The sequence below is a fragment of the Campylobacter concisus genome (assembly GCF_003048835.2).
Taxonomy (GTDB): Bacteria; Campylobacterota; Campylobacteria; order Campylobacterales; family Campylobacteraceae; genus Campylobacter_A; species Campylobacter_A concisus_D.
The window spans coordinates 520556-547357 of the sequence record NZ_CP060705.1 but is presented as its reverse complement, the minus strand read 5'-3'; the positions used below and the strand labels follow the sequence as shown (position 1 = coordinate 547357).

Genomic DNA, 26802 nt, shown 5'->3' with positions numbered 1-26802 from the left:
TATTTATCTTTTTCTTATTTGCAGCGTTAGATATTTGTATCTGTATCTTGGTGTCTGTTTGTAGAGTTTTTAAATAAATTTGGGGCTTTTTACAGCCCCTTTGCTACTTTATAGCAGCCATTTTTCTACGCATATAAGCTATACGGCTTTGAAGTGGTAAGTGTTTTGGGCAGTTGTCTTCGCAACCAAGCAAAGTCATACAACCAAATACTCCATCGTCATCGCCGATTAGCTCGTAAAAGTCCTCGTCAGTTCTCTTATCAAGCGCATCTATCTTAAATCTCGCAACCCTGTTTAGACCAACAGCACCGATGAAGTCAGGCCTCATGATAGCTGTTCCACAAGATGCGACGCAAATTCCGCACTCGATGCAGCGATCAAGCTCGAAAACTTCTTGAGCGACTTCTGGCTCAACTTTCTCTTCAAGCTTAGAGATATCTGTCTCGTGATCTGTATGTATCCAGCTCTCGACGCGCTTACTCATAGCATTCATCCAGTTGCCAGTATCTACGCTTAGATCTTTTAGTAGTTTAAAGACTGGCAAAGGCATAAGCTCTATGACACCGCTTTCAAAGTCTTTTGTTAGGGTTCTGCAAGCTAGGCTTGGTTTGCCATTTACTAGCATGCCACAACTTCCGCAAATTCCCGCACGACAAACGAAGTCAAAGCTGAGATCCGGATCAAATTTCTCACGAATTTGATTTAACGCGATAAATAGCGTCATACCATCAGTCTCTTCAAGCTCATAAGTCGCAAAATGAGGCTTTGAAACTTTGCTTAAAGGATTGTATTTAAAAGCTTTTATGGTTATTTTTCTACTCATTTCCTATACCTGCTCTTTCATTTGGTGCTTTATATTTTGGTTGAAGGTCATAGTGCATCAAAGCCTCTTGAATTTCTTGTCTGCTCTTGCCTTCAGCTTGCATTTTTTCGCGAATTTCATCGACCTCTTTTTGACGGATAGCACTGTTTGGATGCTCGATGATATTTCCTTTTGCACCATAACCTCTAAATGCTGGCGGCATCTCCATCTTCATGATATCAAGTGGCTCATAAGTGATAGTTGGCATAGTGTCGCCTTCTTTCCAGCTTGTAAGTGTTCTGTTTAGCCAGTTAAGGTCATCTCTTTTTGGATAGTCTTCACGGCAGTGAGCACCACGGCTCTCTGTTCTATCAAGCGCACCTTTTGCGATACAAAGCGCTAGTTTTAGCATCTTTGGCACGCGGTAAGCCTCTTCAAGCTCTGGGTTGCCAAATAGTGCTTTGTTGCTTACTTTTACATCAAGTGACTCTTTATAAAGTGCTTCAAGCTCTTTAACAGCAAGCTCTAGACCTTTGCCTGTTCTAAATATCGCAACGTGTTCCCACATTACCTCTTTCATCTTGTTTTTGATATCAAAGACGTTAAATTTACCCTCTTTTGTGACGAGGCTATTTAGATAGTCTTCTTGTTTTTTAACAAATTTCTCGATATCAGCTGTATTTATCTCTATCTCGTGACTAGCGCAATAATCTGCAAAATAATCACCAACGATCATACCAGCGACAACTGTCTCAGAAACTGAGTTACCACCAAGGCGGTTAAAGCCGTGCATATCCCAGCAAGCAGCCTCGCCAGCACTAAATAGACCAGCTAGTGTTGGGCTCTCGCCAGTTGGTTTTGTCTTGATGCCACCCATTGAGTAGTGCTGCATAGGCAGGATCGGCGCCCAGCCTTTGCCACGCTGATGCCCTGTCTCGTCAGTATATACTTCAGTGTCAGCAGGATCGATGCCGTTAAAAATTTCGCAAATTTCTTGAACGTCACGTAAATTTTTCTCGATGTGCTCGCGTCCAAGGATAGAGATATCAAGCCAAACGTGATAGCCATAAGGGCTAGGCACGCCTTTGCCTGCACGGATGTGCTCCATGATACGGCGGCTAACGACGTCACGGCTAGCTAGCTCTTTTTTCTCAGGCTCATAATCAGGCATAAAGCGGTAGCCATCAACGTCACGTAAAATTCCGCCATCGCCGCGGCAGCCTTCTGTTAAAAGAATACCAGATGGGACGATCGGAGTTGGGTGGAACTGAACAGCTTCCATGTTACCAAGCTGTGCTACGCCAGTCTCAAGTGCGATCGCAGCACCGATACCTTCGCAAACAACAGCGTTTGTAGTGTGTTTATAAACTCTGCCGTATCCGCCAGTTGCTATAAGTGTACCTTTTGCAACATAAGCTGTGATCTCGCCATTTACTAGGTCACGAACGATTGCGCCGTAACAGCGGTTGTTTTGGTGTATCAAAGCGATCGCCTCTTTGCGGTCGTGAATTTCTACATTGTGTTTAAGCGCTTCGTTTGCAACAGCAAAAAGCATGGTGTGACCAGTTGCGTCAGCTGTATAGCATGTTCTCCACTTTTTTGTACCACCAAAGTCACGTGAGTGGATTAGGCCATGAACCTCTTCTTTTTCAACGATAGTTGTCTTTTGAGCGTTGATGATAGCGCTTCTTTCACCTTTTGTGATCCTAGTCCAAGGCACACCCCAAGCTGCAAGCTCACGGATAGCTTTTGGAGCAGTTTGACAAAACATACGTGCAACTTGTTGGTCACAACCCCAGTCGCTACCTTTTACTGTGTCAGCAAAGTGGACATCTTCGTTGTCGCCTTCACTCATTTTAGAGTTACCAAGGCTTGCTTGCATACCGCCTTGTGCAGCAGCAGAGTGAGAGCGTTTTACAGGGATCAAGCTTAAAACTACGGTGCTTAAGCCCTTTTCTCCGGCAGCCACAGCAGCTCTAAGACCGGCTAGACCACCACCAATTACTAATGCGTCATAATATTTTACATTCATCTTCTAGCTCCTTTTTAGTGGCTGATCCACACGAAATCGGCGATCAAAGCGATCACAGCAAGTGCTCCATAAACAGCAAATACAACAGTTTTTGCCTTGTTTCTTTTTGCGAGCATTTCGTGTTTGTTTACGCCATCTATGCTTACCCATTTAACATATAAGCGGTACATACCAATGCCAGCATGAACAACCATGAAAACAAGTAGAGCGAAGTAGAAAATTTCTAGTTTGTGAAACGCAGCGGCTGATTTGTCAGCAGTGATGTGACCACCAAAGATGATATCGATTATGTGGGCGCTTGCTGCAAAAAATAGAGCAAAGCCTGTTAAAAACTGGAACCACCAAAGTGTGGTATCAAGGTGCTTCATGCGGTCTTTATGGCCTCTAAACATTAGGTATTGTCTAAAATTTGCAGGAAATTTTCTCATTGCCAAGAAGGCGTGAGTAACAAAAACTACAAAGATAACAGCAGCTATAACATTTGTGATCCACCAAGTAGCTTCGCCAAATAAAAATTTAGCCTCTGCAAATCCTACGACAGCGTTAAATGCGTCTTTGCCAAGTAGTATAGTAGAAGTAAAAACCATATGGCACAATATGAAACAGGCTAGAATAAATCCTGTAATACTTTGCCATCTATCCCAAGCGGCTGGAGTGCGGCTTTTTTTGCCGTCCGACCGTTTCCCCAAAAAACCTTCTATAAGCCCGGTCATGAGCCCTCCTAAGAAATTTGAAATAAGTTATCATTTCTTAATACTAATTTAAACATTAGCATTAATTGATAAAGCTAATGTTATCAGAACTTTACTTTAATAAATTTTAAATATTGACATTAAATTTTCGTAAAACTCTTATAAAGTTTAATATAGACAAAAATTCCGAGCCCACACATAATAAGTGATAAAATTTGCCCCATCGATAGACCAAAGATAATAAATCCAAGTCCAGAATCAGGCTCTCTGTAAAACTCGCAAATAAATCTTGCAAATGTGTATAAAATGGCATAAAGTGCTATGAGTTCACCATTAAATTTCTTATATTTTCTATATAAAAATAAAATGACAAAAATAACTAAACCTTCTAAGAATGCCTCGTAAAGCTGGCTTGGATGTCTTGGCTGACCAAAGACATTTATTGCCCAAGGCACGTCTGTGACGCGTCCAAAAAGCTCTTGATTTAAGAAATTTCCTATCCTGCCAAAGGTGTAGCCAAAAGGTATGCAGATGGCGCAAAGATCAAGTAGCTGCCAAGCGTTTTGCTTATATCTTTTGCAAAATAAAATTGTCGCTAGCAAAAAGCCAACCACGGCGCCGTGATAGCTCATACCGCGAATTCCTATAAACTCGCCGTTGTGAAAAGGGTTAAAAATTTGCCAAGGCTGCGTTAGATAGTAACTTGCTTCACCTGAATAAACTAAAACCCAGCCAAGTCTAGCGCCCAAAATAACGCCTATCTCTACCCAAAAAAAGTAGTTATCCAAAAGCTGATTTGATATAGGGATATCATCTTTTTTAACGAGATACTTTGCCATGGCAAGTGCTAAAACAAGGGCCAAAATATACATAAGCCCATACCAATGCACGCTAAAGCCAAAGAGGCTAAAGGCGACTGGGTTAAAGTGGTTATAAATGTCGTTCCAAATTTCCATTTTTTACTTTCTTTTTAAATTTATGCGATTTTACAATTAATAAATAAACAGCGCTTTGCTACCAAGTGGCAAGGCTAGAAATTTAAACTCGCTTGCTTCAAATTCTTTGCAAAATTTAAACAGCTCAGCAAACTCGGCTTCGTTTAAATTTACGCTCCAGATCGCTCCAGTATCATTAAATTCTCTTTCAAATTCACTTAAATTTTTAGTGGAAAAATAGTGCTCAAAACGGCTCATCAGTGAAAAAGGGGCAAAAAATTTGATCTCATCTTTTATCTCAAATTTGATCACGCCACCATCTTTTATCGCTTCATTTATCGCTTCATTCACAGCCCCTGAGTAGGCTCTTACAAGCCCTCCAGTGCCAAGCTTTATCCCGCCAAAGTAGCGAACTATCAAGACCCCAACGTTTATTAGTTTGGCGCCACGCAGGGCATTTAGACTTGGCTGGCCGCTAGTGCCCTTTGGCTCGCCGTCATCACTTTGATTTTCGACTATTTGCCCGTATTTGTTTAGCTCTCTTGTCGCCCAAACTACGTGAACAGCCTTAAAATGCTCCTCTTTTAGGCGCTCATGCAAGCTTTTAAACGAGCTTATCGGGCATAAAAATGCTAAGAAATTTGACTTTTTTATATCAAGCTGAGCTTTAAAAATCCTATCAATCGTCTGCAAATTTGCCCTTTTTTAAAATTTTAAAAATCTTATCAATTTGCTAATTAAAGCCTTGTAAATTCAGACAAATTTATATTATTAAGGAAAAGATAGTAGAATTTTGCAATTTTTCACGAAGGACTAAAATGATACAAACTTGCCTATTTCCAGCGGCTGGATATGGAACGAGGTTTTTACCAGCTACAAAATCGCTCCCAAAAGAGATGCTACCGATCCTTACAAAACCGCTCATTCACTACGGCGTTGATGAGGCGCTTGAGGCCGGCATGGATAATATGGCCTTTGTCACAGGACGCGGAAAAAGGGCGCTTGAGGACTATTTTGACATTAGCTACGAGCTAGAAAAAGAGATCGCAGGCAGCCAAAAAGAGTCACTGCTTAGCGAAGTTAGAAATTTAATGAACTCATGCACGTTTTCATTTACTAGGCAAAATGCTATGAAAGGGCTTGGACACGCCATTTATACGGGTAAAACGCTAGTTCGTGACGAGGCTTTTGGGGTCATTTTGGCAGATGATCTGTGCATAAATGAAAACGGCGAGGGCGTGCTTTCGCAGATGGTTAAAATTTATGAAAAGTATCGCTGCAGCGTAGTTGCTGTGATGGAAGTGCCAAAAGAGCAGACCAAGTCTTATGGCGTCGTAAGTGGTAGGTTTATAGAAGATGATCTTATAATGGTTGATGATATGGTTGAAAAACCTGATCCTGCTGAGGCTCCGACAAATTTAGCGATAATTGGGCGCTACATCCTAACGCCAGATATTTTTAACATCTTAGAGCGAACAAAACCAGGCAAAAACGGAGAAATTCAGATCACAGACGCACTAAAAACGCAGGCAAAAGATGGCATGGTGCTAGCTTATAAATTTAAGGGCAAAAGGTTTGATTGTGGCAGTATCGATGGCTTTGTCGAGGCTACAAATTTCTTTTACGAGCGCAGTAAATGATAGAGACTTCATTCAAATTTAACTTTGCAAGCAGCGAGGTCATCGACTCCTACGCCAAACGCATAAACGACGAGTACGAAAGCGGCGAGATAGGCTACTACCACCTACCAGCTCTTGGGCAAAATTTGCTTGGCGAGACCCGGGAGTATGAAAAGGGGCTAGCTCATATCAAAAATGTAGTACTTGTTGGCATTGGCGGCAGCAGTCTTGGCGTAAAAGCGCTAAAATCAATGCTTGAAGGCACAAAGGGGATAAAAAGAGAGCTTTTATTTTTAGACAATGTCGATCCTTGTAGCTACAAAAGCACGCTTGATGGGGTTAAATTTGACGAGACGCTTTTTGTAATAAGCTCAAAATCAGGCAACACGATCGAGACGATCACTATTTTTAAGTGCTTACTTGATGACTTTAAGCCTCAAAATTTAGGCAAAAATTTCCTCATCATAACTGATCCAGGCACAAATTTAGAAAATTTTGCCAAAGAAAATGGCATTAAATTTTTTAATATCCCAAAAAATGTTGGTGGGAGATTTAGCGTGCTAAGTGCGATCGGCCTTGTGCCTCTTGGTATCTGTGGCTACGATATAAAGGCACTTTTAGATGGCGCGCTTGCTTGCAAGAAGCAATACATCGAGCAAAAAGATAGCTCCATAGTCGCAAAAGCCTACCACTACGCTACTAGCAGAAATGCCAGCATAAATGTCATTTTTAGCTATTGCGATAGATTTTTTGAATTTAACGACTGGTACGTGCAGCTTTGGGCTGAGAGCCTTGGTAAAAAAAGAGGCTATAAAAGGGTAGGCCTTACGCCAGTTGGACTTGTTGGCAGTCGTGATCAACACAGCTTTTTGCAGCTTATCATGGACGGCGTAAAAGATAAGAGTGTGACATTTATAAAGATAAAAGATCACGCAAGCGACAAGACTATCCCGAATTTGAGCCTAAAAGGGCTTGAAGAGTGCGATTTTGTGGCGGGTCTAAGCCTAAATGAGCTTATAAATTTGCAGTGCGACGCGACGGCTATGGCGCTGGTGCAAGAGGGCATAAGTGTCGATACGATCACGCTTGAGAGGCTTGATGAGTTTCACGCTGGCTGGCTCATTTTTTACTACGAGCTACTAACCTCAGCCACTGGTATCATGCTAGGCATCAACACATACGATCAGCCAGGCGTTGAGATAGGAAAACGTATCTTAAAAACCATGCTTTTAAAGTAGAAAATGAAGAAATTTCTACTTTTAGCTCTTTTTGCCACGCAAATTTTTGCCTTTTCGGCGAATAAATTTGTAAATGACGCTAGATCGCAGATCGGCGTGACGATAAGTTACGATCCAAGCTACGAGCGGCTCGCTTACCCAATGGGCGACGTGGATATCAAAAAGGGCGTTTGTACCGACGTTGTAGTAAGGGCTTTGCGGCATCAAGATATGGATCTGCAAAGGCTCATTTTTGAAGATATGAGCAAAAATTTTTCAGCTTATCCTAAAAAATGGGGACTTAAAAAGGCTGATAAAAACATCGATCACAGGCGTGTTTTAAACATCGCTACCTATCTAAAAAGAAAAGGTTTTGAGGTAAGTGATGATAAATTTTTACCAGGCGATATCGTCACTTGGACGCTACCAGGAAATTTGCCTCACATCGGCGTGATCTCAGATAAATTTTACGCCAAAATACCGCTTGTCATTCACAATATCGGCTCTGGTGTGCAAGAAGAAAACATACTTTATAGCTACAAGATCACGGGGCATTTTAGGCTAAAGTAGCAAATGGCTTTTTAATCAAATTTAAGGCAAAATCGCAAAAAATAAATTCAAGGAAAAATAATGTTAGAAGTTAGGGGACTTACTCAAAGATTTGCAAGTAGTTTGCTATTTGAGGATGTAAATTTAAAGCTAAATCGCCACAACAGATACGGGCTCATCGGTGCAAATGGCGCTGGTAAATCGACATTTTTAAAAATTTTAAGCGGAGCTATCGAGCCAACTAGCGGCGAGATCATCATAGAAAATGGACTAAAAGTTGGCGTGCTTGGGCAAGATCAGTTTGCGTTTGAAAATTTCACGTTAAAAGATGCGGTGCTTTATGGTAACAAACGCCTATACAACGCTGTCAAAGAGAAAGAGAAGCTCTATATGAGTGAGGAATTTACAGATGAGATAAATGAGCGCTTAAGCGAGCTTGAGATGATAAGCGCTGAGGAGGATCCAAGCTACGAGTATGAGACTAGGATAGAAAAAATTTTAAGCTCGCTAGGGCTAAATGAATTTGATAAGCTTATGAGCGAGGTCGAAAACTCAGATAAAGTTAAGGTTTTGCTAGCCCAGGTGCTCTTTCCAAAGCCAGACATCTTGTTTTTAGACGAGCCAACAAACAACCTTGATATAGACGCGATCGCATGGCTAGAAAACGAGCTAAACCGCCACGAGGGCACGCTTGTGGTTATCAGCCACGACAGGCACTTTTTAAATAGAGTTTGCACAAATATTTTGGACGTGGATTTTAAGAAAATTCGCGAGTTTTCAGGCAACTACGACGACTGGTATATGGCTGCAAATTTGATCGCAAAGCAGCATGATATGGAGCGTGACAAGAAGCTAAAAGAGAAAGAGGAGCTGGAGAAATTTATCGCGAGATTTTCAGCAAATGCGAGCAAGGCAAAGCAGGCGACTTCACGTGCTAAGCAGCTTGAAAAGCTTGACATAGCAGAGATCGCAGTATCAAGCAGGCGTGATCCAAGCATACTATTTCGTGCAAACCGCGAGATAGGCAATGAGCTAATAGAGCTTAAAAATGTAAGCAAGAAATTTGATGATAAAGTGATATTTGAAAACTTTAACTTTAAGCTTGAAAAGGGCGACAAACTAGCTATCATCGGCCACAACGGCGTTGGTAAAAGCACACTTTGTAAGATCATAATGGGCGAGATAAAGCCTGACGCGGGCGAAGTGCATATAGGTGCGACCATCGAGCTAGGATATTTTGCGCAAGATACGGTAAATAAGATAGATGGCGAGCTAAAGCTTTATGAGTACTTACAAGATGCCAAAAACAAGGACATCGACGAGATCAGAAAGTGCCTTGGCAGGATGCTTTTTAGTGGCGCTGAGCAAGAAAAAGCAGTCGGAGCGCTAAGCGGTGGCGAAAAACACCGAGTAAGACTAGCTCAGCTCATGCTTCATAGACCAAATTTGCTTGTTATGGACGAGCCAAACAACCACCTCGACCTCGAGGCTATCATCGCGCTTGGTGAGGCGTTTTACAACTTCAATGGCTCAGTCATCTGCGTGAGCCACGACAGGGAGCTGATAGACGCCTTTGCAAATAGAATTTTACACCTAAAAGGTAATGGCGAAGTCGTTGATTTTAAAGGCACATACGAAGAATACAGAGCAAATTTAGGACTTGAGAGTTAGTTTTTCTACCGTTTAAACCGTACTAAGCTAGTTAAGCTTATTGCGATATATATATGAGCATTTTAGCCACTTATTAAAAGCGAGGTAGAAAGCAAACTCTGAGTTTCCAAAGCCAAAAGAAGCTCGATATCTTCGCTTTCCTATAGCATTTACATTAAGATAAATTTTAAGCTCATTTGAGCTTAAAATTTCTTAGATCAAGTGTTTAGATCAGGATAGTCCCAGCAGTTAAACTCAGTGCTCAAGTCGTCATTTTCCTGCCCTTTGCAGCATAACCACTCAAGTCCTGCACGCCTCTCCATAACGACCTCTTCATCAAGTCCGGCCGCTTTTTTGCCATTTACTCTTGCATTTACGCACGCCCAGTGGTAGCGATAAACTAGATCAAGTTTGCTTAAAATTTCATCCATGCTACGAAGCTTTGAGCGGCTTTTTAGCCCACCATCTCTAAAGACGTTCATCACAAACTCACAGTCGCAAATTTTATCCATCTGGCCGATATCTTCAGCGATGCCAAGCGCCCAAAGAAGTACCCAAAGCGACTCATATTTCCAGCCCATATTCACAGCCGTGTCCATATCAGCTCTATCCTCAATGACCTCTTTTTCTTTTACGCTAAGTCCTTCGTAGGCATCGCCTAAAAAGCTCTTTGCCCACGCCATATTTTCTTTGCCCAAAGAGCCCTCATCACGGATCGTGCAAGCACACATGATCGCTGTAAATGAACAAACTGCACGCCTTACTATCTCGTCCACGTCTCTTGGCGTAACTTCACTGTTTTCGTAGCGAAGCGGCAAGCTCTCAAGCACTGCCACTCCCTCTTGTTTTAAAATTTTTATGCTCTCATCTTTTCTTTGTTGTGCTGTTTTTGACATATCTACACCTTTTTTAAAAATATCAAATGCTCACTTCTACCCAAAAAACTCGGCGTTAAATTTCTCTTCGTCGAAATTTTTACCCAAAAATTTGCAAATTTCCTCCATATCAGCCCTTGCCGTCTTAAAACAGCTAGTAGCCCCTGGGCTTGGCGTCATGTTAAAGCTTATGCCCTCGCCTGTGCTGATCTTGCCCTCGCCAAGCTCAAGCCGTTTTTTGTTGCGGTCGATCACCTGCGGTCTTACACCGCCAAAATTTACAGCATAGCTTAGGTCGTTTTCGCTTAGGCTTGGCACGATCTTTCTGGCGTCTTTGACAAATTCTTTTTTGTTGATAAATGGCACTTCAAACAAGAAATTTCTTAGGATATAGGACCTGATGTCATCGTCTTTAAGTAAATTTGTAAAGACGTCAAGGACGTTTTTATCAAATTTTAAGCACTTTAAGAAGTCAAAAAAGCTAGAATTTCCGTGAAATCTCTCAAGCTTTGGTATGACAAGGGCTGTTGGTCCAAAACGAGTGTTGCCATTAGCTAGGATGTCTGGGTCGCCGTGGAGTGCGGCAAATGGCAGCTTGTCGTTTTGCACCATATAGACTTTGCCGTTTAGCAGGCGCTTGTTAGCAAAATAAAAGCTCCCAGCAACTGGCAGCGTGCTAAGATGAAGGCCGTAACCCATCTTGTGAGCTAGAAATAGCGAGTGCGCTCCAGCATCGACTACGACGTAGTTTGCGGTGATCACCTCGCCGTCATTTATCTTGATGTGAAATGTATCGCCCACCTTTTTCATGTCAGTCACTTCTGAACTTAGGCTGATCTCATAGCCCTCCCCACCTAAATTTAGCGCATTTTGCACGAGCGAATTTGCCACGCCACCAAAGTCCATCGTCGTATACTGGCCATTTTGCGCACCAATGGCGATGATGTTTTCTGGGCGCTCGTTGCCATTTGCGTCAAAAACGACATTTGGCTCGATCTGCTTTAACTTCTCTTTGTCATAAATTTCAAGATAAGGAAATAGCTCTTTAAAGCTCTCATATCGCTCCTTGATGCGCTCTACTTCGGCATCTCCGATGGCTAGCGTCATCTTTTGATGAGCGAACATATATTTACCATCTAAGTTGTATTTTAGAGCGTATTTTACCGGCATGTTTGCCACTTGTGAGACCTTTTTTGCCTTTTCTAGCGTGTAGTTTGTCTCGATATCGCCGCAGTGGATGGTCTGCGAGTTGCCCTTGCCGCTTGAATTTAGCGTCGCTACGCCGTCATATTTTTCTAAAAGTGCGACCTTTTTTATATCGCTAAATGCAGCCAACTCGTAAAAGAGTGCCGTCCCGCTAATGCCCGCTCCAACAATTGCCACTTCAAAGTGCTTTTGCCTCATTTTCTCCCCTGAAAGTTTAGTCGCACAAATGATACTATATTAAATTTAAATCAAACAGCAAAAAGCGAGGCGTGAAAAATAGGCTGTGTAAAAGTGAAATTTGGCAAGGATCTCACCTTGCCATGAAGCTAAAATTTATAAGAGACATTTACCTTGAAATTTCTACCTGGCTCCCAGTCTATCGTGTCTTGTCTGCCTGTGTAATCAGCCATTCTTTGTGACTGCGAAGCGTATGCTTTGTTAAAGAGGTTGTAAATTCCAGCATTTATCTCTAGCCCTTTAAATTTACCGCTGCTTGGCGCATAGGTAGCGTAGATGTCGCTAACTGCATAGCTTGGTATCTTGACGCTCTTGTCGTCGCCAGCTGAGACGGTATTTTTTGAAGCAAAGTAGATTAGGTTGTAGCCTATTAGCGTATCGATCCTTGAAAATGCGTACTCTGCGTTAAATGTGTATTTATCTCCTTGATCGCGGTAGCCGATGATGTTTGAAGTGTAGTATCCGCCCCTTGCTGGGTTTGCGACTCTATCTTTATATTTTACATTTTGATGAGTGTAGCTAGCAGCTAGGCTAAGTGCGTCTAAATTTAGCCTTGCAAGTAGCTCGATACCGCTTATATCAGCTCCGCCAGCGTTTATCCTCTTTAAAGCTCCATTTGCTGTGTTGTTATCAACTATTAAATTTTTATATTTTGTTATGAAATATTTTGCAGAGAGGTTATATGAGCTAGCTTCATTTATATCGCCGTGGTATTTAAGACCAGTTTCGTAGCTGTTGCCAGTTGTAGGTTTCAGATCTTTGTTTGCTTCCCAGTTTCTGCTTCCACCTGCCATCATCGACTCCATGACGTCAGGCCCTCTAAAGACTCTTGCATAGCTTGCAAACGCATTTAGCCCTTTAAGAATTTCATAATCAAGCGCAAGTGCTGGCGTAAATTCATTAAATTTATAGGTGTAGCTCTTTACATTTCCAGCTCTGCCGTCGTAGCTTTTAGCTCATGGTGCGTATATCTGATGCATGGAGTGATGGTTAGCGAGTTAAAATTTAGCGCATCTTCTGCATAAACTGAGTAGTTATTTACCTTTTCTGGGTAGTTATTATCTGGTTTGTTGAAATTTTTACTTTGATAAAACTCAGCGCCATATCTAAACGTCTGCGTCAAAGCGCCGCTCTCGACTACGCTTTTAGCCTTTGCATTTATGCCGTTTGTCTTTACGCCTAAAATTTTTAAGACTGGGTCATCTTTTTTGTGCTCGGTGTTATATGCTGTTACCTCTAAATTTAAAAGATCGCTAGGCTTATACTCATACTTTAGCGTTGTCGTATCGCGCTCATATTTGCGGTTATCAACAGCATTTGAGTCACTATACCAGCTGCCAAACTCGGCCCTCATAGGATAAAGACCCTTAAATTCATTATGCTCTCTTGAGATAGAAATTCTATGCGCGTCAAGGAAGCTATAACCAAGCTTTAGAAGATAGCTAAGGTCGTTTCCGTCGCCGCCTATCTTTCTTTTATTGCCACTTTTGCCGTAGCCGTAACCTTTGTGATTAATAGCTGCTATAAAATCGAGCCCTTCAACTGGGGCGGTAAAGAGCATAAGACCTTGAGAAAATTCGCTGTTATTTGAGGCGTATCCTGTCTTTATCTTTGCGCCGATCTTCTCACCGCTTTCAAGCAAGTCCCTTGCGTCGACCGTTTTAAAAGCGACCGAGCCGCCAAGCGCGCCAGAGCCATTTACGACCGATCTTGAGCCAACCTCGACGTCGATAGCTTTTATGAGATCAGGATCGATCAATAAGTCGGCGTTGTGGTGAAAGGTGTTTCCATTTTGTTTTGCGCCATCTACCGTGATATTTAGGCCGCGATCGCTCACACCACGCATATAAATTTTTTGGTTCATGCCGTTTGTGCCGCCCACGTAGACACCAGGGATGTCCCTCATCACGTCTTTTGCCAGACCAGCGTTTCTAGTTGAAATTTTGATATCATCAACGCCGTATCCACCACTGCTACTTGTCACCTCAACACCGCTTAGCACGCTCTCGCCTGCTGCGTTTGCGCAAACTGCCACGCTTGCTGCAAGAGAAAGCTTAAATAAGCCCTTAAATCCCATCTCTCCTCCTAATTTGATTATTAAAATTACTATTTTAGTTTATAATCTAATTTTGAGATTGAATATTATAATTTTAAATATAAATTTTAGGTAAAAACTTAAAATAAATGCGATTTTATAGCTATAAATATAGAAATTTCTATTTGCTGTGTAGAAAAAATAGCAAGTAAATTTTGGATATTTTGTTTAAGAAAAGTGAAATTTGGCAAGGATCTCACCTTGCCATAAAATCTTAGTATGCCCTTTTATAGGCGTTTTCTATCTTTTCGCTTTCTCCAAATTCTTTCATGGCGCCAAAAGCAAAATATGGGTTGCGTAGTAGCTCCCTGCCAAGCGCCACGCCGTCGCAGACATCACCAAGCAGCAACGCCTCGCACTCGCTTGCCTTTGTGATGAGTCCGACTGCGATAACTGGGATTTTAACTGCTTTTTTCACCGCTTTTGCGTAGCCTGCTTGATAAAGTGGGGTAAATTTTGGCGCGGCATCGACATTTGCGTAGACTCCGCCAGCTGAGACATGGATAAAGTCAGCTCCATTTTTCTCTAGCTCACGCGCTAGCTTTACGCTCTCCTCTACGTCCCAGTCGCCCTTAAGCCAGCTACTTGCACTGATCCTAACGCCAACTGCAATATCAACTCTTGATTTTATCTCTTTTAAAATTTCAACCAAAAATCTTATGCGGTTTTCAAAAGTGCCGCCGTATTCGTCATCTCGTTTATTCGTGCCAGCGCATAAAAATTGATTTATCAAATATCCATGCGCTGCGTGGATCTCCACAGCCTCGTATCCTGCGCTCTTTGCACGCACTGCGGCATCTATAAAGCTTTGCTTTACGCTTGCGATATCCTGTGCGTTCATCTCTTTTGGCGTGGCGTAGTCATCGCTAAATTTGATCTCACTTGGCGCAATAATGCCTTCACACGTGCCCTTTCTGCCAGCATGAGCTAGCTGGATGGCCATTTTGGCGCCATATTTAGCGCAGCCCTTTACAAGCTCCGCGTGAGCCTCGATCTGCTCGTCATTCCAAAGCCCAAGGTCTTTTTTAGTGATCCTGCCACGCGCCTCAACAGCCGTCGCCTCAACTATGATCATACCAACGCCGCCGATCGCCCTTGTAGCGTAGTGGAGCTTGTGGAAGCACCTTGGACGGCCATCATCTTTTTTGACCTCATACATGCACATCGGAGCCATGATAATGCGGTTTTTGATCTCGATGCCACCTATCTTAAGCGGCGTAAAAAGCTTATTTTGCATGAAATTTCCTTTAAATTTTTTGGTTATTTTAGGATATTTGTTTAAATTCTTGGATTTATAAATATTTGCGTTTTCTAACCCTAAAAGTGCTTAGTAAATTTTAAATTTTATGAGCAAACATATCACGGCTCTAAATTTAGTGGTGAGCTTTGCGAGATCTAAATTTAGTAGTCAATTCTTAGGGGTGAATGGAATTTTAAAATTTTCAAAAATAGCTTGATTAAATTTTCAAATTGGTAAAGATTTAGAAATTTAAAAACCAATAAATTTAAACCTTTATTCAAAGAGAGTTAAATTTAAAGTAGCCAGCTGCAAATTCAGCAGCCAGCCAAAAATTTTAGTTTTTATGTATGCGGAGGTAGCTATTTAGTGCGCCAACATAGGCCTTAGCGCTTGCCATCATCGTATCGATATCAAGTCCGTGACCCATTACGGCTGTTTTGCCCTCAAACTCAACTTTTACATCAACCTTTGCAAGAGCGTCTTTGCCTTGAGAAACAGCTGTGACCTTGTAGTCTTTTAGTGTGCCACTAATGCCACTAATGCGATCAACTACCTTAAATATCGCATCAGCAGTGCCATTGCCAAGGGCTGAGTCACTAACGATCTCGTCGTTGTGCCTGATGCTCATAGAGGCACTTGCTAAGCTGCCACCGCTACTTTGAAGCAAGTCCGTGATCTCGTAAGCTTGCGGGATCTTGGTGATCTCTTCTGCCACAAGCGCCCTGATATCGTCGTCAAATATCTCTTTTTTCTTATCCGCCAAGTCTTTAAATTTCTCAAATGCCTTATTAAGCGCCTCGCTATCAAGGTCAAATCCAAGGCTAGCAAGCTTATCTTTAAACGCATGACGGCCGCTGTGCTTGCCAAGAACAAGTGAATTTTTCTCTAAACCAATGCTTTCAGCACTGATGATCTCGTAGGTCTCTTTGTGTTTTAGCACGCCATCTTGGTGGATGCCACTCTCGTGCGCGAAGGCATTTTTGCCAACGATTGCTTTGTTTGGCTGTGGCTCGATGCCTGTGATGCTAGCGATCAGCCTTGAAGTTGGATAAATTTCTTTTGAGATGATGCCTGTGTAAAGTGGCGCAAATACGTCCTGGCGAGTTTTTATAGCCATCACGATCTCTTCAAGCGCAGCATTTCCAGCACGCTCACCTATGCCATTTATCGTGCCCTCAACCTGCCTTGCACCAGCTTTTATGGCGGCTAGCGAATTTGCCGTAGCCATGCCTAGATCGTTGTGGTTATGCACCGAAACTACCGCTCTATCGCCTATAAATTTTACTATTTCACTAATGCGAGCTGTGATCTCCTCTGGATACAAGTAGCCAACCGTATCTGGGATGTTTATGGTTTTTGCCCCTGCGTTTATCGCTGCGTCGCAAATTTCTTTTAAAAAGTTCATCTCGCTTCTGCATGCATCCTCGCAGCTAAACTCTACGTCATCGCAAAATGTTTTTGAGTATTGTACCGCCTCAACCGCACGCCTGATCACCTCGTCTGGGCTCATTTTTAGCTTGTATTGCATGTGGATCGGGCTTGTTGCTATGAAGGTGTGAATTCTTTTATTTTTTGCTGGAGCTAGTGCCTCGCCAGCTGCCTTAATATCACGCTCAACTGCACGTGCAAGCGAGCAAACTGTGATATTTGAGGCCTGCTTTGCGATCTGATTTACCGCGTCAAAATCCCCTGGACTAGCCGCTGCAAATCCAGCCTCCATCACATCAACGCCAAGTCTTTCAAGCTGAAGTGCGATCTGAAGCTTTTCAGCTGTGTTCATAGAAGCTCCTGGGCTTTGTTCGCCATCTCTTAAAGTCGTATCAAAGATTATAATTTTATTTTTATCCATTTTTTTCCTTTTATTATTTTTTATATTTAAATTTAATGAGTTAAGTAAAGAAGAATTTGCTACCTAAGTAGCAGCAGTAGAGAGTTTTTGATTTCGATTTTTGGTAAAAATTTACGCGATTTTATTATGCCATTTTCGCTCATTCGCTCTCCTTTTTTTTGTGATTTTTGCTAAACATTATAGCCGCTCTAATAATACCATAAAGCATATAAACGCTCATCAAAAAGGTCGCACTCTCGTAAGGATATAGATAAAGCATAGAAAAGACAACCACGAGCGCTACTAAAATTCGTATAACATGAGTTTGTTTTAAATTCATCTTTTTAAAGCTTGGGTAGCGGATATTACTAACCATCAAGATAGCCAAAACCGCTTCAAGTAGTATCAAGCACCACTCAAAGCCATATAAAAAATCATGCTTTAGATAAATACCAACCCAAAGCACTCCAATGATAGCTGCTGATGGTATAGGAAGTCCGATAAATACATTTGGCTCGTATGTGCCGGTGGTGACGTTAAAACGAGCAAGTCTAATAGCTCCAAAGACTACAAACATAGCTGCTATTAGTGCACCAAATCTGCCAAATTTTGCACCAACTGTTAGATAAAACAAGATCGCTGGAGCCACGCCAAATGCTACAAGGTCTGCAAGACTATCAAACTCCACGCCAAATTTACTTGTAGTCTTTGTAAGTCTTGCCACGCGTCCATCAAGTCCATCTAAAATCAGTGAAAGAATGATGTAAATAATAGCTTTAAAATAGTTTCCCTGAATAGATGAAATGATGCTTATAACGCCCAAAAAAGCGCTTGCTGCGGTAAATAAATTTGGCAAGATATACATTAACTGCATTTTTTGTAAGCTATTCATTTTATTTTTCCTCTTCAAAGTATCCAAGAAGTGAAGCAGCTTTAACGCTCTCGCCAACACTTACACAAATTTTAGTATCTCTTGGCAAGTATAATATCACTTCGCCGCTTCCTAAAAAGCCAAATTTTCTAGAGGCTTTTAGACTGGTAATGTTATAAATTTCTAAACTTCTACTAAAAACTCCAGCTATGATCTTCATAGCAAATTTGATATTTCCTTTTTCAAAACGAATTATCGCTCTTTCATTTAGCATCTCTGAAATTTTCATAGCCTGGCACAAAAATAGTCCGTGCCTTCTTTTTATATCAATAACTTTTGCATCGCTCACCGCTCTTAGCGTACCTACGCCAAAAAATGGCTTTGAGATAACTATCTTAGCCACCTCTTTATCATCAAAATTTGAAACGCTGATCTCTTTTATCTTGCCATCTATAGGTGAAAGTAAGGCTAGTTTGTCGTCAGTAAAAGGCTCTCTTTCAGGATCTCTAAAAAAATAAAGAGTTAAAAGAAGCAACGCTATAAAAAATAGCGGCGCAATACCAAATAAAACAGATATAACAAATAAAATCAAAAAGAATAATATAAATTTATACCCTGCTTTAGCGATGTAACCACTCATTTTATTCCTCTTTTTTGCCTTTTTCCTCTTCTTCAAGCTCTACAAGCCTGCTTTCAAGACCATTTTCTTCTTCATAGTTTTTGATGATCTCTCTAACTCTTTTTCCCTCGATAGTCTCTTCTTCATAAAGTGCTGAGACCATGTTTTCAATGGCACCTTTATAAATTTCAAGAAGACCAAGCACAGCCGTATATCTCTCATGAAGAAGTGCTTTTACGAACTCGTCGACTTTTTCAGCCATCTTGTCGCTATAGTCTTTTATGCTTTGTCCGCCATTTAAAAATGTCGCGCGTTGCTTCTCAAGTACCATAAGACCGGCAACATCGCTCATACCATACATACTAACCATAGCTTTTATGATATCAGTTGCACGCTCTAAGTCGTTGCTAGCTCCAGTTGATATCTCTTTTATAAAGACCTCTTCAGCAGCCCTACCAGCCAAAAGCACATCCACTTCTGCAAGTAATTCATGCTTTTGCATCATAAATTTATTCTCTTCAGGCGTATTTAGCGTATAGCCAAGTGCTGCAAGACCGCGTGGCACGACTGAGACTTTTGTCACTCTTTTTGCACCTTTTGTTAGCTCAGCTATCAGGGCATGGCCGCTTTCATGGTAAGTGACTATCTTTTTCTCTTTTGGATTTACGCGGCGTGATTTTTTCTCAAGGCCAGCTATAGATCTCTCGACAGCCTCTACCAGATCAGCCTGCTCGACAAAAGTCTTTGACTTACGTCCTGCAAGAAGTGCCGCCTCATTTATGATATTTTCAAGATCAGCGCCAGCTAAACCAGTAGTAAGCCTTGCGATATCCTCGATATTTACATCTTTGCCGATTTTCACATCTTTCATATGGACTTTTAAGATGTCGCAACGTCCTTTAAAATCAGGCTTATCAACAAGCACTTGCCTGTCAAATCTACCAGGTCTTAAAAGTGCAGCATCTAAAACTTCAGGTCTATTTGTAGCTGCTATGACGATGACTGGCGACTTGTCCGCATCAAAGCCGTCCATCTCAGAAAGAAGCTGATTTAGCGTCTGCTCTCTCTCGTCATTGCCACCCATCGGACCAGAATTTCTGCTCTTACCGATCGCATCGATCTCATCTATAAATACAATCGCTGGGGCCTCTTTTTTTGCATTTTCAAAAAGATCCCTAACCCTACTTGCGCCAACGCCAACAAACATCTCTATAAAGCTTGATGCCGACATAGAGAAAAACGGCACGCTAGCCTCGCCTGCAACAGCTCTTGCAAGAAGCGTTTTACCAGTACCTGGAGGGCCAACTAACAAAATACCTTTTGGAATTTTAGCTCCAAGTCTTAGATATTTATCTGGGCTCTTTAGATAATCAACTATCTCTTGAACCTCTTCTTTTGCCTCTTCAACTCCTGCAACATCGTCAAATTTAACTTTTGGTTTTTCAGAATTTATAAGCTTTTTTGCACTTCCTATGCCAAGTATGCCACCGCCGATATTCTTTTGCATACGACTAGCGATAAACATCCAAATAGCAAAAAATATAAACACCGGTATGATCCATGAAAATATAAGATCTCCAAACCAGTTATTTTCGCTATAAACGCTGTAAGTTATACCGTTTTGCTCAAGTATGCCAATGAGCGTTGGATCATTTATGCGCTTTGCGAGATAGATGGTTTTGTCACTACCAACGCCTTTTATCGTGGTTTCAGATATCGCAACCTCATTTAGTTGCTTATTTTTTAGCATATCTTTAAATTCGGAGTAGGCCACCATCTTGCTTTGAGCGTTGCTACCAAGCCCAAATGAGCCGCCTAGTCCGTCGCCACTAAAGCTTCTAAAAGCTAGAACTATAACTATCGCAAAAATAGCAAAGATAAAAATGGGATTTTTGTTGAAAAACCCGTTATTATCGCCATTATTTTGGTTATTATTTTGATTATTCATCCATTTCCTTATAAACAAAGCTAACCCAATCATTAGCCTGTTTTATCTCAACTAGCTCCAAATCCTTAAACGTATCTTTAATCCTATCTTCGTATTTGTTCAAAATTCCAGACAATACTAAATAGCCGCCTTTTTTTAGCGATTTTTTCAAGTCATTTGAGAGCATAAAAATGACATCAGCAATGATATTTGCTACGACGATATCATATTTTTGCTCTAAATTTGCAATAGAACCTGTCCAAATTTTATTAAATTTAACCTCATTTAGCTGGGCGTTACTTAGCGAACTTTGCGTCGCCTGCTCGTCTGTATCGCAGGCATCGACCTTGCAGCCAAGCTTTGCTAAAGCTATGCTTAATATCCCGCTTCCGCATCCCACATCTAAAGCGCTATCACCACTTTTTGCATATTTTTGTAAAAGTTGCAAGCAAGAATTTGTGCTTTCATGGTGCCCTGAACCAAAGGCTAGAGCTGGGTCGATTATTATATTTGTTACGCCATTAAGTGGCTCTTCCCAGCTAGGTCTAATATAAATTTTATCAACCAAAATAGGCTTAACTGCCTTTTTATATTCGCCTAGCCAGTCTTTATTTTCTTTTAAATTAAGAGAAATTTTTAAATCATTTGAAATTTTACGAACACTAGAGAGCCCTTTTGCATACTCTTCGACACCCCAAGCTATATCTTTTAGATCATACTCTTCCCTGATGATGATCTTATGATCTAGCTCTTCTACACAGGTGACCCCAAAAGAAAAAACTAACTCTAAAATTTCATCATAAAAATTTGATGTTTTGATGCTTAATTCGTAAAATTTATCTTTCATTAACCAAGAACGTCTTCAAGCTTCTCTTTTAAAACTTGTGGCGTAAAAGGTTTAACGATGTAGTTATTAACACCTGCTTTTAAAGCTGTTATAACCTCGGCTTTTCCGCCCTCTGTTGTTACCATTATGATAGGCATATCAACATATTTTTGCTCAGCCCTTACCTTTTTAACAAGCTCAAGACCATTCATCTCAGGCATGTTCCAGTCAGTAATAAGAACCTCAATACCCTCGTTTTGCGTCAAGATATTCCAAGCTTCAAGACCGTGCTCAGCCTCGAGAATTTCTTGATGTCCTAACCTTTGCAAAGTATTTTTTATGATCCTTCTCATTGTTGAGCTGTCATCTACAACCAAAATCTTCACATAATATCCTTTTAGTAAAAATTGCCCTATTCTAGCTAATTAAAATTTATAAAAGCTTTAACGCTAGCCAACTTGTTTGAAAGCATCTTTTAAATCAAGTCGTCCCTCATAGTAAGCTTTACCAACGATCACGCCAGCTATCTCATTTGTCTCTTTAAGTGCTAAAATGTCGTTCATATCGCTCACACCGCCACTTGCTATAGTCTCAAGCTTGCTGCTTCTAGCTATTTGCAAGCTAAAATCAACATTAACTCCACCAAGCATTCCGTCTTTGTTAATATCGGTGCAAATCACAGCTTCTACACCCACATCTGCAAATTTTTTTGCAAGATCGACCGCTTTTATGTTTGAAACCTCGCCCCAGCCTTGCACTGCCACATAGCCATCTTTGGCATCTATGCCAACTACGACCCTGTAAATTCCAGCCATTTTTGCTGTAAATTCTGGATCACGAAGGGCAACTGAGCCAAGGATCACTCTGCTAATTCCAAGGTCCAAATAGCGCTTTATGCGCTCTTCATCCCTTATGCCACCACCAACTTGCACCTTTAAATTCGTAGCTTTTACTATCTTTTCGATCGTGTTAAAATTTATAGCTTCTCCTGCAAATGCTCCGTCAAGATCAACCACATGCAGCCATTTTGCGCCGTAACCTTCAAACCTCTTAGCAAGCTCACTTGGCTCGTTGCTGTAAATTTTAGCACTTTGCATGAGCCCTTTACTAAGCCTAACCGCCTGCCCCTCTTTTAGATCTATCGCTGGGAAAATTTCCATCACAACCTCGCAAAATTTTCTAAAATTTTAAGCCCAACCTCGTGGCTTTTTTCTGGATGAGGCTGAAAGCCAAAGAGATTTTCATGCTGCACCGCGCTTGTAAATTCATAGCCATAGCCCGTCTTTGCAAGTGCAAATTTATCATCACAGATTACATGGTAGCTATGCACAAAATATAAATACTCAAGCTCTTTTAATCCTAATCTTAAAGGGCTATTTTGTTTAAACTCGAGTGTATTCCAGCCAACGTGTGGGATCTTTAGTGGCTTATCAAATTTAGCTTCATCAAATTTAACAACCTCTCCTGGCAAAAGAGAAAGCCCATCATGCTCGCCAAATTCAAAGCTCTTTTCAAACAAAAGCTGCATGCCAAGGCAAATTCCTATAAAAGCCTTGCCATTTTTCACAGCCTCTTTTATCGCCTCGTCCATGCCGTTAAATTTGAGCTTTTTCATCGCCTCACCAAAAGCTCCAACACCTGGTAAAACGATGTGTGAGTGCTCTTTTAAACTCTCAGGCTCACTTAGCAAAACGCACTCATGCCCAAGAAATTTAAAAGCATTTATCACGCTTTTGATGTTGCCCGCGCCATAATCAATAATAGCAATCATCTGTTCTCTTGTCTTTTTACGCTAAAGAGATAAAAGCTAAGTGCCGCCATCAGCATCGCCACGCCGCCTATTAGATAGATAGCATTTATGATATTTTCAGGTGCGGTGATAGCAAATTTAAACACAAGCATAAGCGCTTCGATCGCAAGTGCGATGATGATAGAGCCGATAAATCTAACCATTGTCTTATAAATAACGCTATTTTCTTCGTGATTTTTGCCTAAAACTTCTTCTTCAAATATCGTCTTTACAAGGTCAAAAATGGCAAGAGCCAGCGTTAAAATGATGGTTGATTCAAAAATTTCTTCGACATTTATATGCTCGATACTCTTTGAGATAAAGCTCTTTACACCGTGCCAAAATAAAAATGCACAGATCATAAAAAGCGATGCACAAAAGAGCGCATAAACTGTCTTTAAAAATCTACCAAAATGCTCCTCAACAAAGCCGCTATCGACCATATTTAGGATATTTTCTAGGCTTATATCGATGCAAGCGATAAATTTAAGCTCATTTTTTTCATTGTAGATAGGCACGCTTGCTGTGACGCACAAACCTCCATTTAGACTTGATGGATATGGATCGCTTAAAACGCACCTTTTCTCGCGCACAGCGGTGTAGTAGTAAGCTTTATTTGCGCGATTTTCACCTTTTGGAATTTTATACTTTTCATTTAGGCTGATCGAGTCTTCGATTTGTATGCCATTTTCATCTAAGATGTATAGTGCATCAAAATTTTCTATCTCGTGGCTGATCTTATCAAAGCCAGCTTTTATGTTTTCTAAGCAGACTCCAGGCAGTCTGTTTGGCAAATTTCTACTAAATAAATAGCAGATATATGCCCTTGCCTTGTATCTCGTGTCACTAAATCTCTTAATATCTTTTATAACCAAAACTAGCCTTTTAAATTTAATGCATGATTAAACTCTGGCACGATCACCTTAAGAGCAGATGCCACCTCGTCATCTTCAAGCTGCAAAAGCCCATTTATCTGTGAATTTAAAAGGGTCAGATCATAAGGCTGTGAGTGTGTCACAAAGATCGACTCATACTTAGTTTGAACGTCATCTTTGTTTATAAGCAGCTCCTCATAAAGCTTCTCGCCAGGTCTAAGCCCTACAAATTCTATACCCAGATGCTCTTTATTTGAAAGCAAAAGCATCTTTTTAGCAAGATCTACGATCTTAACTGGCTCGCCCATATCAAGCACAAAAAGCTCTCCACCTTTTGCGATAGAAGCTGCTTGAAGGACTAGCTGACACGCTTCAGATGTAAGCATAAAGTACCTTGTGATCTCTGGGTGCGTGACGCTTAAAGGCTTATTTGCAGCGATCTGCGCCTTAAATTTAGGTATGACTGAGCCACTTGAGCCAAGGACATTACCAAAGCGCACACAAACTATCTCGCACACACCTGCTTCGTTTGAATTTAGTGCGTAAAGCTCGCAAACACGCTTAGTTGTACCCATTATATTTGTTGGGCGCACGGCCTTGTCTGAAGAGATCATGACAAATTTCTTAGCACCATATTTTTTAGAAAGATCGACTGCATTTTTTGTGCCAAGGATGTTGTTTTCAACTGCTGAGCGAGGATTTAGCTCGCAAAGCGGCACGTGCTTGTAGGCTGCAGCGTGGATGACGATCTCTGGTCTAAATTCTTCAAAAACCTCTTCAAAGTCTTTTAAATTTGTGATATTTACAAGCTTGCTAACAGTTCTTTTATCTCTTGTATCTTCGCCTATTTTATAAAGGTTAAACTCGCTGTGCTCGACCATTATAAGCTCGCTTACGCCATATTTCAAGCACTGCTTACAAATTTCGCTTCCTATACTACCGCCAGCTCCAGTGACAAGCACTTTTTTATCTTTTAAGAAATTTGAAATAGCCTCTGGATTAAGGTCTTTTGGCTTTCTAGCGAGCAAATCTTCGATCGAGATATCTTTGATCGGCTCATTTTCGATAAGCGAAAAGAGTTTCATATCTCTTATGCCATATCCAGTTAGCTCATCAACTAAAGCTTGAAGCTCGTCTTGATCGAGCGCAAGCGCTATGATAGCAGTCTTTGCGTCGTAGTCTTTTATAAGGCTTGGTATATCTTTTTTATCTTGAACTAAAAATCCATCACAATATGTGCCAACAAGGTCGCTTCTGCCATCTACCACGCCAACTGCGTAGTAGTCAAGGTATCCCTGCTTTAAGCCACGTAAGACGTGAAGCGCCTTTGAGGTCGCGCCTATAACGATACAAGGCTCGCCTTTGTGGGGTCTATTTGAAAAGTCAAGCACCATACGCTTTGAAATTCTCAAAAGCCCGATGAGTAGGCACGAGATGAGAAGGTCGATAAAGATGACGCTTCTTGGGTAAGGATTTAAAAAATCTTGTATGATAAAAAATACGATCGTAAATAAGATCGCCGCGCAAACGTGAGCTAGGAAAATTTTACGAGCTTCATTTAAGCCAAAAAATCTCCACGGCACCTTGTAAATTTTAAACATCCACATAAAAAAGAGCTTAAATACGATCAAAAATCCAGCCGTTACAAAAAGCCCTTGCACGTAGATATCTGGGATGTCGGCGTTAAATCTTAAAAGATAAGCTGCATATATCGAAAAAACAAATATAAAAACATCGCCAAGAAGGAAAAATACGAGCCTTTTTAACTTCGTTGCATGAAACATTTACGCATTTTCCTTGACTATTTTTATCACTCTTTCTTGTGTCTGCTCGCTCATATCGCTGCCGCTTGGCAAGCAAATTCCTCTTGAAAATAGATCTTCGCTATATCCATCAACAAAACTTAGCGCGCCTTTAAATACTGGCTGTAAGTGCATAGGCTTCCAAAGCGGGCGGCTCTCGATGTTCTCATCAGCTAGTGCTTTTATAACTTTTAAATGTGCATCTTTTTTAGCAAAAACGCCGGTTGTAAGCCATCTGTTTCCACGAGAATTTGGCAGCTCTGGCATAAATTCTAAAATATCGCCAAGCTCTTTTTCATAAATTTCAAATACTCTTCTCTTTTGCTCGACTCTCTTTTCTAAAACTTCCATCTGAGCCACGCCAATAGCGCCTAGGACGTTGCTTAAGCGGTAGTTGTAGCCGTAGTCTTTGTGCTCGTAGTGAAGCAAAGGTTCTCTTGCTTGTGTGCTGTAAAATCTAGCTTTTTCTACAAACTCACTATCTCCAACTAGCATGCCGCCACCTGAAGTGGTGATGATCTTGTTGCCATTAAAGCTATATCCGCCCATCACGCCAAATGTGCCAAGTGCCTTGCCGCCGTAAAATCCACCAAGTGCTTCAGCTGCATCTTCAACCAAAGCGATGCCTTCATTTTGGCAAATTTCGCAAATTTCTTTCATCTTTGAAGCTTGTCCGTAAAGATGAGTGACGACTAGCGCTTTTGGCTTTTTAGGTAAATTTGATATCGCTTTTTTAAGTAGTTCTGGGCTTAAATTCCAGCTCTCGTCGCTATCTATAAAGACTGGAGTTGCTTTTTCGTAAAGTATCGGCGAGACTGAAGCCATGAAAGTAAAGCTAGAAGCCAGCACAAAATCGCCCTCTTTTACGCCAAGAACGCGAAGTGCTAGGTGAAGTGCCGCAGTTCCAGCGCATAGTGCAAGCGCATCTTTGGCGCCAGTGTAAGCTTTTATGCTATCTTCAAATTTATTGACATATTCGCCAAGTGGCGCTATGTAGTTGCTTTCAAAAACTTTTTTTATATATTCTTGCTCTTTTCCACTCATATTTGGTGGAGATAAAAAAACCCTATCCATTTTCATACCTTTCGTGATTTTTTGGCGATTTTAGCACTTATT

General features: G+C 41.1%; 24 protein-coding genes and 1 pseudogene. 4 read left to right on the top strand and 21 right to left on the bottom strand.

From position 1 onward, the window contains the following. Nucleotides 1-103: 103 nt before the first annotated feature. The 5 genes from CVT08_RS02670 to CVT08_RS02650 form a co-directional block, all read right to left on the bottom strand. Nucleotides 104-823, bottom strand: coding sequence for a fumarate reductase iron-sulfur subunit (locus CVT08_RS02670; RefSeq protein WP_004317555.1), 720 nt, complete (start codon nt 821-823; stop codon nt 104-106). Beyond that, nucleotides 816-2834, bottom strand: coding sequence for a fumarate reductase flavoprotein subunit (locus tag CVT08_RS02665; RefSeq protein WP_107856378.1), 2019 nt, complete (start codon nt 2832-2834; stop codon nt 816-818). The genes CVT08_RS02670 and CVT08_RS02665 overlap by 8 nt, the downstream gene beginning before the upstream one ends. 14 nt (nt 2835-2848) lie before the next feature. Then, complete coding sequence (locus CVT08_RS02660) at nt 2849-3547, bottom strand: fumarate reductase cytochrome b subunit (RefSeq protein WP_107856379.1); 699 nt, start codon at nt 3545-3547, stop codon at nt 2849-2851. Nucleotides 3548-3666: 119 nt separating this feature from the next. Further along, a complete protein-coding gene (lgt, locus tag CVT08_RS02655; protein WP_103599266.1) occupies nt 3667-4482 on the bottom strand; it encodes a prolipoprotein diacylglyceryl transferase in 816 nt (271 codons plus the stop codon). Between the two features lie 36 nt (nt 4483-4518). Next, nucleotides 4519-5154 (bottom strand): IMPACT family protein, encoded by a 636-nt coding sequence (locus tag CVT08_RS02650; protein WP_107856380.1) that lies wholly within the window; start codon nt 5152-5154, stop codon nt 4519-4521. A 125-nt stretch (nt 5155-5279) separates the two neighbouring features. On the opposite strand from CVT08_RS02650, the gene galU reads away from it, so the two are divergent. Genes galU through abc-f form a run of 4 tightly spaced genes read left to right on the top strand, consistent with a single transcriptional unit; the run spans nt 5280 to nt 9517 of the window. Beyond that, entirely contained in the window at nt 5280-6101 is an 822-nt protein-coding gene (gene galU / locus CVT08_RS02645; protein ID WP_103557951.1) for a UTP--glucose-1-phosphate uridylyltransferase GalU, read from the top strand. Further along, nucleotides 6098-7318: a glucose-6-phosphate isomerase gene (locus CVT08_RS02640; protein WP_107856381.1), complete on the top strand. Its 1221-nt coding sequence runs from the start codon at nt 6098-6100 to the stop codon at nt 7316-7318. Before galU ends, CVT08_RS02640 begins: the two co-directional genes overlap by 4 nt. Nucleotides 7319-7321: 3 nt before the next feature. Then, nucleotides 7322-7867 carry a DUF1287 domain-containing protein gene (locus CVT08_RS02635; RefSeq protein WP_107856382.1) on the top strand — a complete coding sequence of 182 codons (546 nt, stop codon included), beginning with the start codon at nt 7322-7324 and terminating at the stop codon, nt 7865-7867. A gap of 60 nt (nt 7868-7927) precedes the next feature. Beyond that, entirely contained in the window at nt 7928-9517 is a 1590-nt protein-coding gene (gene abc-f / locus CVT08_RS02630) for a ribosomal protection-like ABC-F family protein (protein ID WP_107856383.1), read from the top strand. A 197-nt stretch (nt 9518-9714) separates the two neighbouring features. Here abc-f and CVT08_RS02625 read toward each other — a convergent pair whose 3' ends face one another. The 16 genes and pseudogenes from CVT08_RS02625 to pglE form a co-directional block, all read right to left on the bottom strand. Further along, entirely contained in the window at nt 9715-10392 is a 678-nt protein-coding gene (locus CVT08_RS02625; RefSeq protein ID WP_107856384.1) for a DUF4272 domain-containing protein, read from the bottom strand. Between the two features lie 36 nt (nt 10393-10428). Beyond that, complete coding sequence (locus tag CVT08_RS02620; RefSeq protein ID WP_107856385.1) at nt 10429-11775, bottom strand: FAD-dependent oxidoreductase; 1347 nt, start codon at nt 11773-11775, stop codon at nt 10429-10431. 128 nt (nt 11776-11903) lie between these two features. Beyond that, nucleotides 11904-12704, bottom strand: a pseudogene (locus CVT08_RS10120) (TonB-dependent receptor domain-containing protein); the annotation flags it as partial. A 32-nt stretch (nt 12705-12736) separates the two neighbouring features. Continuing rightward, on the bottom strand, nt 12737-13891 hold the full coding sequence (locus CVT08_RS10115) for a TonB-dependent receptor plug domain-containing protein (RefSeq protein ID WP_230855952.1): 1155 nt from the start codon (nt 13889-13891) through the stop codon (nt 12737-12739). Between the two features lie 232 nt (nt 13892-14123). Further along, nucleotides 14124-15146: an NADH:flavin oxidoreductase/NADH oxidase gene (locus tag CVT08_RS02610; protein WP_107856386.1), complete on the bottom strand. Its 1023-nt coding sequence runs from the start codon at nt 15144-15146 to the stop codon at nt 14124-14126. 337 nt (nt 15147-15483) lie between these two features. Continuing rightward, nucleotides 15484-16998 (bottom strand): 2-isopropylmalate synthase, encoded by a 1515-nt coding sequence (locus CVT08_RS02605; RefSeq protein WP_107856387.1) that lies wholly within the window; start codon nt 16996-16998, stop codon nt 15484-15486. A 139-nt stretch (nt 16999-17137) separates the two neighbouring features. Then, nucleotides 17138-17869: a CDP-diacylglycerol--serine O-phosphatidyltransferase gene (gene pssA / locus CVT08_RS02600; protein ID WP_103558772.1), complete on the bottom strand. Its 732-nt coding sequence runs from the start codon at nt 17867-17869 to the stop codon at nt 17138-17140. Nucleotide 17870: 1 nt separating this feature from the next. After that, nucleotides 17871-18488 carry a phosphatidylserine decarboxylase gene (locus CVT08_RS02595; RefSeq protein ID WP_107856388.1) on the bottom strand — a complete coding sequence of 206 codons (618 nt, stop codon included), beginning with the start codon at nt 18486-18488 and terminating at the stop codon, nt 17871-17873. Nucleotide 18489: 1 nt separating this feature from the next. Further along, entirely contained in the window at nt 18490-20415 is a 1926-nt protein-coding gene (gene ftsH / locus CVT08_RS02590; RefSeq protein ID WP_107856389.1) for an ATP-dependent zinc metalloprotease FtsH, read from the bottom strand. Continuing rightward, entirely contained in the window at nt 20408-21241 is an 834-nt protein-coding gene (locus CVT08_RS02585; protein WP_107856390.1) for a 50S ribosomal protein L11 methyltransferase, read from the bottom strand. The genes ftsH and CVT08_RS02585 overlap by 8 nt, the downstream gene beginning before the upstream one ends. Next, entirely contained in the window at nt 21241-21606 is a 366-nt protein-coding gene (locus tag CVT08_RS02580; protein WP_002939933.1) for a chemotaxis response regulator CheY, read from the bottom strand. Before CVT08_RS02580 ends, CVT08_RS02585 begins: the two co-directional genes overlap by 1 nt. A 63-nt stretch (nt 21607-21669) precedes the next feature. Further along, nucleotides 21670-22380, bottom strand: coding sequence for a 1-(5-phosphoribosyl)-5-[(5-phosphoribosylamino)methylideneamino]imidazole-4-carboxamide isomerase (gene hisA, locus CVT08_RS02575; protein ID WP_107856391.1), 711 nt, complete (start codon nt 22378-22380; stop codon nt 21670-21672). Next, nucleotides 22380-22991, bottom strand: a complete 612-nt coding sequence (hisH, locus tag CVT08_RS02570) for an imidazole glycerol phosphate synthase subunit HisH (RefSeq protein WP_107856392.1) — start codon at nt 22989-22991, stop codon at nt 22380-22382. Before hisH ends, hisA begins: the two co-directional genes overlap by 1 nt. Then, nucleotides 22988-23884 (bottom strand): PDC sensor domain-containing protein, encoded by an 897-nt coding sequence (locus CVT08_RS02565; protein WP_009294679.1) that lies wholly within the window; start codon nt 23882-23884, stop codon nt 22988-22990. Before CVT08_RS02565 ends, hisH begins: the two co-directional genes overlap by 4 nt. Before the next feature lie 2 nt (nt 23885-23886). Further along, complete coding sequence (gene pglF / locus CVT08_RS02560) at nt 23887-25668, bottom strand: UDP-N-acetylglucosamine 4,6-dehydratase (configuration-retaining) (protein WP_107856393.1); 1782 nt, start codon at nt 25666-25668, stop codon at nt 23887-23889. Then, complete coding sequence (gene pglE, locus CVT08_RS02555) at nt 25669-26760, bottom strand: UDP-N-acetylbacillosamine transaminase (RefSeq protein WP_107856394.1); 1092 nt, start codon at nt 26758-26760, stop codon at nt 25669-25671. It lies immediately after the preceding gene. Nucleotides 26761-26802 lie beyond the last annotated feature (42 nt).